This window comes from Hymenobacter psoromatis (assembly GCA_001596155.1).
Taxonomy (GTDB): Bacteria; Bacteroidota; Bacteroidia; order Cytophagales; family Hymenobacteraceae; genus Hymenobacter.
This window is the reverse complement of the sequence record CP014771.1, coordinates 1,156,055-1,171,458: the sequence shown is the minus strand read 5'-3', so window position 1 is coordinate 1,171,458 and position 15,404 is coordinate 1,156,055. Positions and strand designations below refer to the sequence as shown.

Here is a 15,404-nt window from a genome sequence, read left to right as displayed (position 1 = left end):
CAGAAAAGCCGGCAGCCCGCCACACGGCTGACTTCCTAAACAGCTTCAATTACTGAAACCAACGCCGGCCGGTTTGGGCTAGTATAGCGGAATGCGTAATCCTTACTCTTCGTAGTACTCCACTATTTTGTGGGCGATGGCTTCGTCAGCCATTGGCTCATCAAATACGGTCTGGAGAAGCGCCTCAAACGGCTGCGGATTGGTGAAGTGCGGCTCATGCACCGGGTTGGTGCTGAGGCGGATAAACAGCGGCCGGTCGTTCACCGTCACCAGGTCGAGCGTGATGAGGCCGTAGCGCTGGTCGCAGCGGCCGCTCTCGGTGCAGTCGGTGGGGTTGGGCTTGAAAAACTGCTTGGTGGTGTGCTCGCGCAGCTGCTGGTGGCGGCGCAGGCGGCTATCGTGGCAGGCGCGGTGGTAGCCCAGGGCCGTAACGCGCTCACCCAGCAGCTGAAACAAGTGCCCAAAGTTGCCCGGCCCGATGCTGGGGTCATAAAAAAACAGCGCCCCCTGGCGGCCATCCTCGTGCAGCAAATCGACGCGAAAATCCCGCCGGCTCCTTATCCCCACCTTGCGCAGGTGATAGACTTTGAAGTACGGCCCCAGCCAGTTGCGGTACACGCGCTCCTCCACCCAGGCCACGTGGCGCTGGACTTGGGAAGGCGTGGGCTCGGCGGCGGGCTGCCACCCGGCCGCCGCCTCGCCGCCTCGCTGAAAAAGCTGTTGAATAAACTGAAGCACTAGGGAAAGTCCGGTCAAGCTGAACAGGGCAAAAACACTGGTTTCAGCAAATAGTTTCGGGCGGCATGGGCCTAAAGGCGAGGGGTAGGGACCAAAAAACAGCGTCCCTTCCTGCTGGAAGAAACGCTGTTTTTAAGAGGGAACGAGGCCGCCGTCGGGCTTATTTCACCCGCGTCCAGGTCTGCGATTTGCCGATGAGCGAAAAGCCAATATAGCCCTTCACCTCCATCGTGTTAGCCGATTGTATCTTCATGTAGCATGAGTAGGTTTTACCGGTTTCGGGGTCGTAGATTTTGCCGTTGTCCCACTTGTTGTCGCCGTCGTAGCTGAAGCCCTGCATGAAGTCCAGGCCCAGGCGGGGGCGGGTACGCAGCTTAGGGTCAGGGTTTTCGGTGTCGAGCTTAGGCTTGCCGGTCTTGGGGTCGTTGGGCACGGTGAGGGTAATGATTTTGCCGCAGAGCTTGTCGCCGCACTTATAAATCTCAAACGTCGCTTTCTTTTCGGCGTTGGTCCACACGCCCAGCGGCGATGAGGTTTGCGCCTGCGCCTGCTGGGCTGCCATACCGAGCCAAAGAGCTAGAAAAAAGACCAGATACTTGTACATCGTCAAAATGTGAAGGTGTGGTGAAAAATATGGATTGGGTAGGGCAATTATACGGCCAGAAAAGTTAGCTGCCTACTTCTGCCGTGCAGCGCGGCCCGCGCCGCCCATCAGCCGGAAAAGTAAAGACTAGTCAGGCACCACTCGCAAAATAAGTAGCTTGACTATCAGTTAAATGCTAACAAGACTGGCCCGAAGCCCCAGAATTATTGGCGAAAGTTTTGAACCTGCGCGCCAGCAATTAACTTTAACCCTCAGTAGCGAGTGCTACGGCCCCTTACAAGCCGCCCTAAATTGCTGGGAAGCGCGTCTGGGGTTATGTGGAACCATAAAGAAAGGAGGTACAAAATGTCTAGTAGTCCCAACCAAATCCTGCCGAGCCTGTCCAATGTAGTACGCCTCACCGCCGTACTCGCCTAAAACACACAGCTCGGCGGAGGGCACCGCGGTATCGTGGTCCCTTTCGTTGGACAGGTCTTACTGTAAGACGCCGGCGCTGTACCCCAGCGCTGCCGCTTGGTAAGATTTGAAGGATTAGATACCCGGTTGGCCCAACGGCGCGCGTGAGCGTTCCGCGGTGGGCCAACCGGGTATCGTTTTTTTACCTCAATTCCTCCTCCCTACCCCTCATCAAAGCACCCGCCGCACTTGCATAAAGCGGCGCTCATACCCCGAGTTTTCGACTTGGCTGACTTTCACGCCCGACTCGCGCTGGGCCGAGGAAGCGTGCACGAAGCGCAGCGGCGTTTCGCCCCGTGCCGAAATCACGATGCCCGCGTGGCCGGGCGTGGTGCTGGTGGGTGCCGTGCCGGTAAACACCACGATGTCGCCGGGCCGGGCGTCGGCCCGCGCCACCGGCTGGCCCACATCAATGAGCAGGGCCGTGGAGTGGGGGGTAGGCACGCCAAAATGTGCGAACACGAAGTACACAAAGCCCGAGCAGTCGAAGCCGCTGACTGGGCTAATTCCCGCGTAGAGGTACGGAACACCCAGTTGGCGCATGGCATAACGCACCACGCTATCGCGGCGCGCCTCCTCGGCCGTGGGCCGCGCCGAGGCGGCCGGCCGCCGCTCGCTCACCAGTATGACGGGATTGGAGGGGGTAGGGCGGCTGGCTACAAAGGCCTTGGCTGGCTGGTGCGGATAGAACCTAAACGCCAGCAGAATAATGAGTAAGCCGCCAAAAATCAACCAGATACTACGCATAAAGCAAGGGTAAAGCCAGGGGCCTGGCCCGCTTAACGGCGGGTGCCCGGTAGAGGTTAACGTGGGGTGAGGACAAAAATTTGACTGCCCGGCCCAGCCGGGGCGTTTACTTTGCGCGCATGTTCGCATCTACTACTGCTTTTTGCCGCCTGGCCGCCGTGGCCGGCCTGCTGGCGGCCGGGCCCGCCATCGCCCAAGTCAAAGTCAAAACCAAGATAAAGCACCGCGTCAGCGCTGCTGCCGCCCCGGCCGCCGCCGAAAGCGTCACCGGGGGCAGCCTGCGCTACACGCTGGCCATGCCCGCGCCCCAAACCCACTACTTCGAGGTGCGGATGGATTTGCAGGGCTTCGGCCAGGAATATACCGACCTCAAAATGCCGGTGTGGGCGCCGGGCTCGTACCTGATTCGCGAGTTTGAGCGGCACGTGGAGCGCCTCCAGGCCCAGGCGGCCGGCGGCCAGGCCCTACGTGTGGAAAAGCTCGACAAGAATACCTGGCGCGTGTATCACCCCGGCCAGGCCACGTTTCGGGTCGATTACGGGGTGTATGCCTACGAAATCAGCGTGCGCACCAGCTATATAGACGCCGACCACGGCTTCGCGCTGGGCAGCAGCATCTTTATGTATCCGGCCGCGGCCAAGAACATGGCCAGCCAGGTAACGGTGCAGCCCGCCACCGGCTGGGCCACCGTGAGCACGGCGTTGCGCGCCGCGCCGGGCATGCAAAAATTCGTCTATCAGTCAGCTAATTACGATGAACTGGCCGACTCGCCCATCGAAATCGGCAACCAGCGGGTGCTGAATTTCACCGCCAACAACACGCCGCACCAGATGGCCATGTATGGCCCCTTCACGCTGCCCGACGAGCCCCGCTTCCTGGCCGACATGAAGAAGATTACGGAGGAAGCCCAGCGCGTGGTGGGCCAAAATCCTATCGACCACTACCTCTTCATCGTGCATCACCTGGAGGCGGGCGGCGGCGGCCTGGAGCACCTCTACTCGACCACGCTGGGCGCGCGGCCGGGCACGTATTCGTCGGAAGTGGGCTACAAGAACTTCCTGCGCCTGGTGGCCCACGAGTATTTTCACCTTTGGAATGTGAAGCGCATCCGGCCCATCGCGTTGGGGCCGTTTGACTACGACAAGGAGAACTACACGCACATGCTGTGGGTGAGCGAGGGGCAGACCGAGTACATGGCCAACCAAATTGCCCAGCGCGCGGGCTTCTACACGGCCCAGCAGTACTTCGACCAGCTGGCGACCGTGCTGACGGGGGTAGAGAACCAGCCCGGCAACAAGTTCCAGCCCGCCGCCATGTCGAGCTTCGACGCCTGGATTCGCGGCTACCGGCCCGATGAGAACTCGCGCAACTCCGAAATCAGCTACTACGACAAGGGCGAGATGATTGGCATGGTGCTCGACCTGATGATTGTGCAGGCCACTAACGGCCAGAAGCATATCGACGACGTTTTTCGCCTGCTCTACGCTAAATATTACCAGGGCCTGAAGCGCGGCTTCACCGACCAGGAATACCAGGATGCCGTGGCCGAGGTGGCCGGCCGCCGCTTCGACGACTTTTTCCAGAACTGCGTGTACAGCACCCGCACCCTCGACTACGCCACCGCCCTTGGCTACGTGGGCCTGAACCTCGCCAGCGCGCCCGCCAGCCTCAACGGCAGCCTGGGTGCCACCCTCACCAACCGCAACGGCCACTACCTCGTGACCTACGTGAAGCGCGACGGCACCGCCTGGAACGGCGGCCTCAACGTGAACGACGAAATCATGCAGCTCAACGGCGCCGCCCCCACCGACGAGGCGGTGAAGCAGGTGCTCTTCGCCACCGCGCCCGGCACGGTCGTCAAAATGCAGGTCAAGCACAACGCCTACCTCCACGACCTGAGCCTGACGCTGCAACCCGACCCCGACCGCACCTACCAGATTCAGCCCGTGGTCTCGGCTACGGCCGAGCAGCAGAAGCTGCTGGCTAAGTGGCTGGGTAAGTAGGAGTAGGGAAGCTCATAAACGAAAGCGCCCCGGCCAATAGGTCGGGGCGCTTTTATTTAGTAGGAAGCTATTTGCGTTTGTATGTGGACAATCCAGTAAATAGCGTTTACCGTCCTTAGCAAAAGCCCACACATTGGATACTTCTCGCAGCGTCAGGTAGCAATTACCTGCCCGTACATTACGCCGTAGTCGGCGATTGGCTTGGCGCTTATCCTGCTTCTCCGAAGCGGCAGTGGTCCACCCGAAATACGGGTTTTTGATGCGGCTGCGAGACATGATTCTAGTAACTTGATTAAAATAAACCTGCTTATCAAATGGGCAGTCTCACCGCGGCCCTAAAAACCGGTCGCCGTTAAAATGAATCATGTTATCAGGCATTTCCTGAATCCAGACTTCGGTGTGCCAAGCCAGGGTAGCACTATATTTTTTGAATAGCTTAAAATCAGGAAAGGCAGTGACGTAAACTGGGCCGGCGGGGCAGTCTTTTAGCATGTCCTGCAGCTCTAGCTTACGCTTGGGCGAAACTGGACCGTGGCTGGTCACAACTTCAATGAGAAAGAGCCACTCGCTGCCATCGGGGCGGGCCTGGAGCAGTACTACATCGGGTAGCTTGCTGTGCTGACCTAGTGAGATGCGCAGGCGCTGCAAAGTATCAGTGGCTTCAAACAGGTGCTTGTGCTCTGTGTCGCCGAGGTATAGTAGTTGAGCACCAGGCGCAAAGACAGGAAGAAACTGTTCAAGTACAGCCCGCTGAACTTCATTATGCAGCCCTGGGGAGAGTGCCACGGTTCGGCCATCGGGCAGCGCGAGGGCAATGCGCTGTTGGTCGCGCGCAACTGCGTACTGCGAGGTCAGCGCCTCATGCCGCGCGTGAAACGACCCTAGCTGGGCAGGCCAACCAGCTGTGCCATATGCTTGTACCAACGCGACGGCTTCGGCCGTAAGGGCATAATGAGCCTTTGGACTGTTGACGGGTAGGCTGGGAGTGTCAGGGTTGTAGGCTACTAAACCGGCTTGCACAAATTGATGCAACACCTGGCGACGAAATGTTTCGCGGGTATTCTCCTTGTAGACTTGCCCATAGCGCGCCGCGATAAAGTCGCTGATACCGCGTGAAATGCGTTTGCTTTCGCCGCTGGCAGTGCTCCAGGCATCATCTGGTCCGAGGCTGGCCAGTGCCAGTAGTGTGTAAGCCGAAATTTTGTTCTGCTGTGCGGTTGGCATGCTCAGCGCCGACAGAATTGCCTGTGCTTCGCGGACTTTAACTGGCAGCTCAGTGGTAGGTAATTCGTAGGGGGTAGTAGGCTCAGCCATCAGGTTGGCAGGAAGAGGATGAGAAACGTAGGGCATGTGTAGCAACTGCTCAACTAACTCGTCGGCCGCCTCCCAGCCTTGCGCTTGGACGTGCGTGCCCAATGCTTCAATGTCTGGCCAAGCTGGTACTGGTAGCTCGCGGGCTTCAGTAGCACTGACTTGCGTATTGCCATTAAAAAGCCGGAAAAACTGGTCGTAGGGGCGGCTACTCAGTAGTGCCGCCAAGCCAATAGCCTGAACTAGCGTTAAGTCGCCACGGCGAGCGTAGAGGTAGTTAAGCTTATTCTCAAGTCCTACGTGTGACGCCGGCCAGTTGGCAGCCAGGTAAGGCGCGGCTACAATGCGGCGGGCATCGTCTTTAGCGCTGATGCGGCGCATTAGCACATAGTTACGATTGGGTACTAGCTGGGCCAGTGGCGTATCCGCCGCTAAATACTGCGGCTTGGTGCGGGCGGCAATCGGCCAGCGCAGCCGTCCGCCCGTGGGCGCTACGTTATCCATCCACAATAGTGGTAAGGTATTGGGGGCCGGCTCATCGCGGAGCCAATCGGCCGCCCGAAACGCAACGACTGGCCCGGTGGACACGCCTACCCCTAAGTCAACGAGCCGATGCGTCCAGGCGCGAAAACGAGCCAATAAAGCGTACTCATCGGCATCAGTTGGCAAGAAAAGCAGACTGCCTTGGCGTTCGGGACCGAGTAAGGCCGCGAGCGGGGGCTGAAATACGGTAGCTTCGGCCAGGTCGTGCAAGCCGGTTGAGGCAGTGATAAGTACTGACTCAGCTACCGCAGAGGTGGGCACCCCACCCGCGTGGCGCACCGCCTTAAATAAAACCGTTTCCTGAAGCACGGCATCCTTCTTAAAGGCTGACCGCCGCGAATGGAATAGGTGAAAGTGCGTCCAGCGCCACTGTTGCAGCGCAAAACGCCGAAACCGGCTGAAATATGGCCCGGAACTAAAGCTACGGGGCACCAAAAACAATAGCTCGCCGCCTGGCCGGGTAAGCTTGGCGGCTAATACCGCAAACAACGCGTACATATTAGGCTGTGCTTGCTCTGAACCAGCCAGCGCATTACGTGGGTCGTGTTGACCGAGTTTGAAGTAAGGTGGATTGGAAATAACTACATCGTAAACAGCCGGTGGCGACAAGGGAAACTGCCAAACAAGAGCATGAGCCAGTACGAAATCAGTTAGGTGCAAGCGGGCAACCAACTCAATGCCGCGCTCAGCCAGCCACGTAGTTAAGTGCGCTAGGATAATTTGGGCGAAAGGTTGAATTTGTTTGTCTAAGTCGTAGGCATCCAACTCAATACGCCGGAGCGTAGGCGCGACGGTCGCAAAGTGCTCCAAGAGACAACAACTAAGCATACCCATACCAAAACCTGGGTCCAGTACTCTTACTACTGAGCCAGTGGGGGGGGTAGCCCAGCCAGCCAGATATTCGCCTATTAATGCTGGTGTGAAAAATTGCCCTAGCTCCTTTTTGTGGCTCCCCGTATTCTGGCGAGCGTATTGCTCGCTGAGTGTAGCTGCAACTGAGCTTGGCTTCTCGGATGGATAGATAGGCTTGGCCACTGAATGTTTCACAACAGTAGCCGGTAATTCAGCAAATAACATTACGCAAGATAGTGTAGGTCATTCCAGACAAAAAACAACTTCGCCCGCCGGGTACCTCGATAGAGGTACCCGGCGGGCGAACTACATCGCAACCAAAAACTAACCCCTACTTCACCCGCGTCAGCGCCACTTCGCGCACCGGCGAAATCACCAGCGGCACCTTCTCCATCTTCACCGACGACGTGTCGAGGCCGAAATACTGGGCCTCGCCCGAGATGAACTGCTTGATGTAGAAGTAGGCCTGCATCACCAGTTTTTCCTGGGTAGGGAAGTCGTTTTCGACCGACAGATACTTCTCCAGCACCACGAAGCGAAAGTCGCCCGTGACGTGCTGCTTGCTGAGCGAAGCGTAGCGCGAGGTGATATCTACCTCCTTATTGCGCACCAGGTCCTCCACCACTTTGCGGAAAAACAGGTTGATGCGCTGTTGCACCCGGAAGCCCAGCCGGAAGTTAATGCGGAACACGTCGTCGGGGGCCAGCTCGGTCACGGTGTACTCCATCGTGTAGGGCTCATCGGTGGTATCAACGTGGATAAACCAGTAGATATCAGCGCGTTTGGGGCGTTTCTGGAAGATGGAGTAGATGATTTTCTGCTCAATCTCGCTAGCCCGCTCGGCTGAGGTTAGGAACACGAGGTGGGTAGCATACTTGCCAATCGAGTCGTCGTTGCTGAGCTGCTTGAGCGGCTCGATGTAGGGCTCCATCTTCACAAAGTCGGTGAGGCGTCGTTTAATATAGAAAGCCTTGAACCACACGTACATAACGGTCATCAGCGCCGAGCCAATGGCCAGCGATACCCAGCCGCCGTGCGGAAACTTCACCAGGTTGGCAATCAGAAAAGAACCCTCGATAATGCCATAGGTTACTGCGAAAAAGATTACCAGTGGCAGGGCTACCCGCTGCACTTTGCGCAGCCACACGGTTAGCAACACCGTGGTCATGAGCATGGTGATGGTGATGGCCAAGCCATAGGCCGCCTCCATATTAGAGCTTTCGCGGAAAAACAGCACTACCCCGATGCAGCCAAGGAGCAGCAGCCGGTTCATGCTGGGCACGAAGAGCTGACCCTTCACGTCGGTGGGGTAGTTGAGCTTCACCTTAGGCCACATATTGAGGCGAATAGCCTCGGAAACCAGCGTAAATGAGCCCGTGATGAGCGCCTGCGAGGCAATGACGGCCGCCACCGTAGCCAGCCCAATGCCGAAAAGCAGAAACCACGGCGGCATGAGCGCATAAAACGGGTTGGCCACGTCGGCCAGCGCGCCCTTGCTCATGGTTTGGCCCTGGTGGGCCAGCAGCCACGCGCCCTGGCCCAAGTAATTGAGCAGCAGCGTGGTCTTTACAAAAGACCAGCTAATGCGAATATTGCCCTTGCCGCAGTGCCCCAGGTCAGAGTACAGGGCTTCGGCCCCGGTGGTGCAGAGAAATACCGAGCCCAGCAGCCAGAAGCCACTCGGATAATCGACCAGCAGCTTGTAGGCATAGTAGGGATTAATGGCCCGCAGAATAGTAGGGTTATGCACTACCCATGCCGCGCCCAGTATGCCCAGCATACTGAACCACAGGAGCATAATCGGCCCAAAGGCTTTGCCTACAATCTGAGTGCCAAAGCTTTGTAGTAAAAAGAGCCCGGCTATGATGCCAATGACGATGGGCACCGTGGGAATAGTGGGGTAAATGGCCCGCAGGCCCTCCACGGCCGAGGCCACCGAGATGGGCGGCGTAATCACGCCGTCGGCCAGCAGCGCCGACCCGCCGATGATGGCCACCGCCGAAAGCCAGGCCCCCCGCCGCCGCACCAGCGCGTAGAGCGAGAAAATGCCGCCCTCGCCGTTATTGTCCGCATTAAGGGTGATTATCACGTACTTAATGGTGGTCTGGAGCGTCAGCGTCCAGATAACGCACGAGATGGCCCCGAGCACCAGTAGCGGGTCAATGTAATCGGGCACCCGGCCGCTTTTCAAAACGGATGACATCACGTAGAGCGGTGAAGTGCCGATGTCGCCGTAGATAATGCCCAGCGCGATAAGCAGTCCAGCCCCGGAAATGGCGGTGTGCGAGGATTTAGAACTCATTGAGATAACGGAGTAATTGCTTGGTCAGGTAGCAGTGAGTAAAGCCCGGTGACGTGGTAAACATACGAGAGGAAAACGGCCAACCCTACGCAAGCGTGTCGGGAATGGCTGGGCTGGCCGCAGGCTCCTCGGCCGCCGCCGCTGCCTGCTCAGCGGCCAGGGCCGCCAGCAGCGCCGAGGCCTCGGCGGCAGCCTGGTCGTGGGCACGGGCCACGCGGCGGTTCGCTTCGCTCACCAGCCGCTGCCAGCTGGCCAGCTCGCCGGGCAGCGCAAAATGCACCGCCTCGCGGCCCAGCAGCCACAGCCGCAGCCGGTTGGTGCCCCGGTTGCCGTAGAGCAGCATGAGAGTGGTGGCCAGCAGGCCCGCCATAGTGGGCAGGGTGCGCAGCCAGTTATTCAAAAATAGAATCAGCACAATTGCCAGCCCCAGCCCGCCCAGCAGGTACCACAGCAGCCAGCGCACCAGCTGCACCTCGGCCCGCTCCAGCTCGCGCAACCCAAACGTTTGGCCGAGCACGGTGAGCGAAGTGGCTGTCAGCGTGAGGCGGCCATCGGTGCTGCCCACGGTGGCCGCGGGCGGAGGGGGTAGGGCTGGTGCAGCCTCTATAACGGCGGCTGCCAAAACCGCCACCGGCGCGGGAGCAACCGATGGCGGAGTAGATGCAAGCGTAGCGGGAGGCGGCTGCGGGCTAGCCACAGGCACGGCCGTACTGTGCCGCACCCAGGCGGGTGCGGCCGTGGTAGTCGGGGTGGTAGGCGCCGTCAGCGCCCCGGCCGACGACCCGGCTCAGTTGTTTACTTTCAGCAGCTCTACGTCGAAAATCAGCGCCGAGTCGGGGCCGATGTCGCGGCCCGCGCCGCGCTTGCCGTAGGCCAGGTCCGAGGGGATGTACAAGCGCCACTTCGAGCCTTCGGGCATCAATTGCAGTGCCTCTGTCCAGCCCGCGATTACCTGATTTACGCCGAACGTGGCCGGCTGGCCGCGCTGATAGCTGCTGTCGAACACGGTGCCGTTAATCAGGGTGCCGTGGTAGTGCGTCGTCACCGACGAGCGGGGGGTAGGCTTGGGGCCGGTGCCCTCAGTCAGGACCTCGTACTGGAGGCCGCTGGGCAGGGTAGTCACGCCCGGCTTGTTCTGGTTTTCGGCGAGGAAAGCTTCGCCTTCGGCTTTGTTGTTCATCGAGTTGGGGTTGGGGGTTTCGTCGTTGTCCTGGTCTTCTTCGCCGCCGCCGAGCTGCTCTTGCAGCTGCTGCATAGCGGCTTGCATTTGCTCCTGGCTGAGGCGGCTGGGCTGCCCTGAAAGGCCTTCCCGGAGGGCGGCGGCCAGGGTGTCAATGTCGAGCTCCAGGCCCTGCTGGGCGAAGTTGCGGGCCAGGTCGCGGCCAATGATGTAGCTGACCTGCTGCTGATTGGTGTCGAGAGTCACGGAAAAAATGAGGATAATGCGGCCGGCTCGCCAGAGCCGGCCCAGCGTGAGAAATGGGCAGTGCCGGCCGCAAAGGTCGGCACTACTGCTGGCTTCTTACGCAAAAAGCCCCGCCGGGGGCGGGGCTTCGGGCAACAGTATGGTGGGAAACCTGAACAGCTAGAGGTAATACTGGTCCTCTTCGCCGTGCAGATGGAAGGTCAGGTTAAGGGTAGCCAGCTGCGCCCTCAGGTAGCGGAGCGAACCCAGGCTGCCGAGCAACAGCAGCAGCGAGGGTAGGGCAGTGGTCTTTTTCATGAGAACTGGTGGTTAAATAATAAAAACGCAGCGCAAAGATACGCCAGCGCGCCGGAATATGTTAGGCATGCCGAGTAAATGTAGGATAAGCTTTAGCTTGTCCGGCGCCTGGCTGTGCAACGACGGACAAGCTAAAGCTTATCCTACCCCCTCCTAGCTCGAATGGTCGGCCACAATGACCCACTGCCCGCCAAAGCGCCTGAAAATCAGTAGAAACTGGCCCTGCGCGTCGCCGGTGGCCGCGCCGTGGCGGGCCAGGTGCCAGTGGCCCACCACCTGCGCCACCTCGGTGCCCAGCGGCGTGATGCGCAGCTGGCTGAAATCGAGCTTACCCATCTCGGCCGCGTTGGGGTAGTGCTTTTTGTAGTTGTTGAGGGTAGGCTGCCAGCCGTAGGTAGCGCCGCCTTTGCCAATGAACACCAGCGAGTCGGAGTGCCAGTAGCCCGCCATGAATCCGGGAATGTCGCCCCGGTTCCAGGCCGCCGTTTGGGTGGTCAGCACCTGGGCGATGGCTTGGCGGGGGGTAGGCAGCGCGGTCAGCGCGCAGGCAAGGGCGAAAGTCAGGAGCATAAGAGTAGAAGCAGAGGAATAATAAACCCGGTTGTCATTGCGAGCCTGCGAAGCAATCTTTCCTTGTTGTCCGCATGATTGGGTTTACTACCCCCAACGGAAGGGAAAGATTGCTTCGCAGGCTCGCAATGACAGGCGATTAGCTTATGCTACGGTCAGCGGTTCAGCAAGGTAGCGACGTAGGCGGTGCCGCCCAGCGCACGCATGTTGCGCAGCACGCGCAGCTGCTTGGCGCGCGCCTGCGGCCCCGGCTGGCCGGCCCGGAAACGCAGCGGATTGGGCAGCACGCCGGCCAGCAGCGCGGCCTCCGGGGCGCTCAGGTTGCGGGCCGACTTATGAAAATAGCGCTGGCTGGCGGCCTCCACGCCGAAGGTGCAGTCGCCCATCTCGGCCACGCTCAGGTACATTTCCATGATGCGGCGCTTGCTCCACAGCAGCTCGATGAGCACCGTGAAATACGCCTCGGCGGCCTTGCGCACGTAGGAGCGGCCCTGCCAGAGAAACACGTTTTTGGCCACCTGCTGCGAGATGGTGGAGCCGCCGCGCACGGGCTTGCCCTCGGCGCGGTGCCAGTTATACTGCGCGGCCCGCCACATGCCATCCACGTCGAAGCCGTGGTGAATCAGAAACCGCTGGTCCTCGGCCGCCACCACGGCCAGCGGCACGCTCGGCGACACCTCATCGAGCGAAGTGAAATCGTAGTGCGCGTGGCGCGGGTCGGCCTGAATGCCGATGTAGCCCAGGCCCACCGGCGCGTGGGCGCGGCGGTCGAGCATGAGCCAGGTGGCGGGCGGGGCCAGCCAGCGATACAGCAGCACCCAGGTCACGGTGAGCAGAAACAGCGCCGCCCCGGTTTGCAGCGCCACGCGCATCACCGTGCGCCAGGGGGGTAGGAGGGTTTGAAGAGACTGCGCCACGGGGCAAAAGTAGGTTAGCTGTGCTCCGCGCGCACTTTTTCCAGCCCTTCGGCCAGGATGAGGCCGTGAGCGGCGGCGTGGGTGGCGGCGGCCAGGTAGTCGGGCACCAGCAGCAGCTCCACGCCCGTGTCGCGGCGCAGAGCATCGGCGATGGGCACCACGCGGGTGGCGCGGCCCGGCACGCCCACATCGCGGATATACACCACCCGAATGCGCCCCGGATGCGTACGCACCACCTCGGCGTAGATGTCAGGGTCCTGCTGCCCGCTGTCGCCGAGCAGGATAAACGTCAGGTCAGGATACGTATCAAGTATCTGATTGATTTCCTTGAGCTTATGCCCGTGATGGGGCGACGATTTTGGCGTGCGACCCTCCGAGCCGGGTGTGCGGCCGAGCAGCGTTTCGCGCAGCAGCAGCGGGCCGGGCGGCACGCCTTGCAGGCGCAGAAAATCGTCGAGCACGTCGTACAGGTTCCAGGGCGAGGAGCTAACGTAGAAAAAGGGGTTGTCGGGCCGGCCGCTCTGCCCGCGCAGCAGCGCCTGGTAAAAAGTTGCTACCCCCGCCAGCGTCTCGTGCGAGTAGGCATTGCGCAGCAATACCGTGCGCAACATGCGCAGCAGGTGCGTGGCGCGGGTCACAATCACGGTATCATCGAGGTCCGAAATCACCCCAAACTCGGCCGTGGGGGGCGGAATGAGCACCTGCGCCGTGCCCTCCACCTGGCCCAGCAGCCCCCGAAACCGGCGCGGCAGCCGGCTAAGCCGCACCGGCACCGGGTGCCACAGATAATCGACGGCCGGCGGCAGCGCGGGCGGGTCGATGCGCAGCGTGAAGTAGCCGGTGGGGCCGGTAGTCACGGGTAGGTCGAGGTGCTGGGATAGGGAGATAACTATCTCGGCCCCTGGTATTTCGCGGCTGTTGAAGCGCCGGTACATCGCCTGAAAATTGCGCCACGGCGAGTCGGCGTTGGTTTGGGGGGTAAGGCCGCGGTCGGCCAGCAGGCGGCCCTTCACATAGAAGCGGTGCGGCGTGCCGTAGCTGCGGTACACGTCGAGGTGCAGCGGGCGCAGGCGCCCCAGCCGCGCCGCCACGCGCGTAATGGCCGCATCGACCCATTCCCACCCATCGGCTAACCATTGCCCTGCATCCATCCGACAAACCTACGGCTGTCGGGGTATTATCGGGCACTGATTTCGTGGGTGGGTTTATACCCTGGCCACCAAAGCTACCCGTTACGTCCTCAGATAGCCTTGAGAGAATGAAGTTGTTGCGGAAGTGGGCTTGTTGGCGGGCTGCCAGCTTCTGGGCCGGCTGTCCGCTCGTCAGGCGCGCCGCTCGTTCTGCCAAAAACCGGCAGCCCGCCCGAACGGCGCTTAGCTACCCTACCTAAATAGGGTCCCTCTCAGAAAACGGAAAATACAGCACGTTAAGGAATCAGCTGATGCCAAATAAGGTGGGCCATTGATAAGAAAACCGATTCCCTGCATCGCGGTATCTCCAGCCAATGCTTAGGGCTGGAGAATGATGCTGCCCGTGGTTTTTCGGGCTTCGAGGTCGGCGTGGGCCGTGGCCGCATCAGCCAAGGAATAAACAGTTGGTTTTTGCACTTCCAGGATGCCGCTTCGCACCAAGTCGAACACCTCGGCAATCGCCCGGTCCATTTTTTCTCGTTCGGGCAAGTAGTTTTTGAGCGCTGGGCGGACAAAGTGAATCTTTCGTTGTGCCAGTAGCTCCTGGTCGACGACGGGCATCCCGGAGGACCAGCCGTATAAGACGGCGCTGCCGCCTTCTTTTACCAGCGCAACGGATTGCTGGAACGTCGATTCCCCGATACCGTCATACACCGCGTCCAGGCCCTGGCCGTGGGTGAGCGCCCGCACTTCGGCCGCCACGTCTTCGGCTTGCAAATTGACGACGTGCGCAAAGCCCCGCCCCCGCGCGAGGTCTTTTTTAGCGGCGCTCCCGACGGTTCCAATAACGGTCGCGCCCAAGGAGCGGGCCCAGTCGCTCAACAACGTGCCCACTCCCCCGGTCATGGCGTGAATCAACACGACCTGCCCGGCCTTGATGGCGTGGCCTTGATGCAGCAGCATGTGCGCCGTCAGCCCCTTGACTAGGACGGCAGCCGCCTGCTCAAACGAGATGTCGGCGGGCAGCTTGAACAAGTCATGGGCTGCCAGCACCCTTTTTTCGGCGTAAGCACCCAGGCTCATGGTCTGGTAAGCCACCCGGTCGCCCACGGCAAACGCCGTTACGTCGGGTCCGACGCCTGCAATAAGGCCGGCGGCTTCGACCCCGATGGGCGCCGGATAGGCCGCCTGCGGGAACGTGCCGTTTCGGTAGAAAACATCCAGAAAATTTACGCCAATGGCTTTTTGGTGGAGCAACACTTCGCCCGGTCCGGGTTGCGGAAGCGTTTCCAGTTGGTAGCGCAAGGCGTTGGGTGGGCCGGGTTGTTCGATGCGAACGATGCCGCTGGGCTGCAGGGTAGTCATGTACTTGACGGGGGGGAATGAGGGGTAGCCCAGCTACCCGCCGGGAACAGCGGGATGAATTTTCTGGCTGAGTGGGACAAAGCTACCGGCCTGCTCAACTACCTTTGTTATCAATTACAAAAAGGATACCGGTTACCAAAAGG

The 15,404-nt window shown here is 60.3% G+C and carries 12 protein-coding genes; 1 reads left to right on the top strand and 11 read right to left on the bottom strand.

Annotation, left to right across the window (positions count from 1 at the left end; genetic code table 11):
- Positions 1–102: 102 nt before the first annotated feature.
- From A0257_04965 to A0257_04955, 3 genes are all read right to left on the bottom strand, one after another.
- The gene (locus A0257_04965; GenBank protein ID AMR26523.1) at positions 103–738 is read right to left on the bottom strand and encodes a hypothetical protein; all 636 of its coding nucleotides are present in this window, start codon (positions 736–738) and stop codon (positions 103–105) included.
- A gap of 160 nt (positions 739–898) precedes the next feature.
- A complete protein-coding gene (locus A0257_04960) occupies positions 899–1,342 on the bottom strand; it encodes an SIGNAL peptide protein (GenBank protein ID AMR26522.1) in 444 nt (147 codons plus the stop codon).
- A gap of 627 nt (positions 1,343–1,969) precedes the next feature.
- A complete protein-coding gene (locus A0257_04955; GenBank protein ID AMR26521.1) occupies positions 1,970–2,530 on the bottom strand; it encodes a hypothetical protein in 561 nt (186 codons plus the stop codon).
- 134 nt (positions 2,531–2,664) lie between these two features.
- On the opposite strand from A0257_04955, the gene A0257_04950 reads away from it, so the two are divergent.
- Entirely contained in the window at positions 2,665–4,548 is a 1,884-nt protein-coding gene (locus A0257_04950) for a peptidase M61 (protein ID AMR26520.1), read from the top strand.
- Between the two features lie 324 nt (positions 4,549–4,872).
- Here A0257_04950 and A0257_04945 read toward each other — a convergent pair whose 3' ends face one another.
- From A0257_04945 to A0257_04910, 8 genes are all read right to left on the bottom strand, one after another.
- Positions 4,873–7,212, bottom strand: a complete 2,340-nt coding sequence (locus tag A0257_04945; protein ID AMR26519.1) for a hypothetical protein — start codon at positions 7,210–7,212, stop codon at positions 4,873–4,875.
- A 373-nt stretch (positions 7,213–7,585) separates the two neighbouring features.
- The gene (locus A0257_04940) at positions 7,586–9,556 is read right to left on the bottom strand and encodes a potassium transporter Kup (protein AMR26518.1); all 1,971 of its coding nucleotides are present in this window, start codon (positions 9,554–9,556) and stop codon (positions 7,586–7,588) included.
- A gap of 85 nt (positions 9,557–9,641) precedes the next feature.
- Complete coding sequence (locus tag A0257_04935) at positions 9,642–10,187, bottom strand: hypothetical protein (protein AMR26517.1); 546 nt, start codon at positions 10,185–10,187, stop codon at positions 9,642–9,644.
- Positions 10,188–10,343: 156 nt separating this feature from the next.
- Positions 10,344–10,982 (bottom strand): hypothetical protein, encoded by a 639-nt coding sequence (locus A0257_04930; GenBank protein ID AMR26516.1) that lies wholly within the window; start codon positions 10,980–10,982, stop codon positions 10,344–10,346.
- 450 nt (positions 10,983–11,432) lie between these two features.
- Entirely contained in the window at positions 11,433–11,849 is a 417-nt protein-coding gene (locus A0257_04925; protein AMR26515.1) for a DUF4440 domain-containing protein, read from the bottom strand.
- Positions 11,850–12,004: 155 nt separating this feature from the next.
- Positions 12,005–12,721 (bottom strand): monofunctional biosynthetic peptidoglycan transglycosylase, encoded by a 717-nt coding sequence (locus A0257_04920; protein AMR26514.1) that lies wholly within the window; start codon positions 12,719–12,721, stop codon positions 12,005–12,007.
- 59 nt (positions 12,722–12,780) lie between these two features.
- Positions 12,781–13,917 carry a hypothetical protein gene (locus tag A0257_04915; protein ID AMR26513.1) on the bottom strand — a complete coding sequence of 379 codons (1,137 nt, stop codon included), beginning with the start codon at positions 13,915–13,917 and terminating at the stop codon, positions 12,781–12,783.
- 357 nt (positions 13,918–14,274) lie between these two features.
- Entirely contained in the window at positions 14,275–15,261 is a 987-nt protein-coding gene (locus A0257_04910) for a hypothetical protein (protein ID AMR26512.1), read from the bottom strand.
- Between the last annotated feature and the right edge of the window lie 143 nt (positions 15,262–15,404).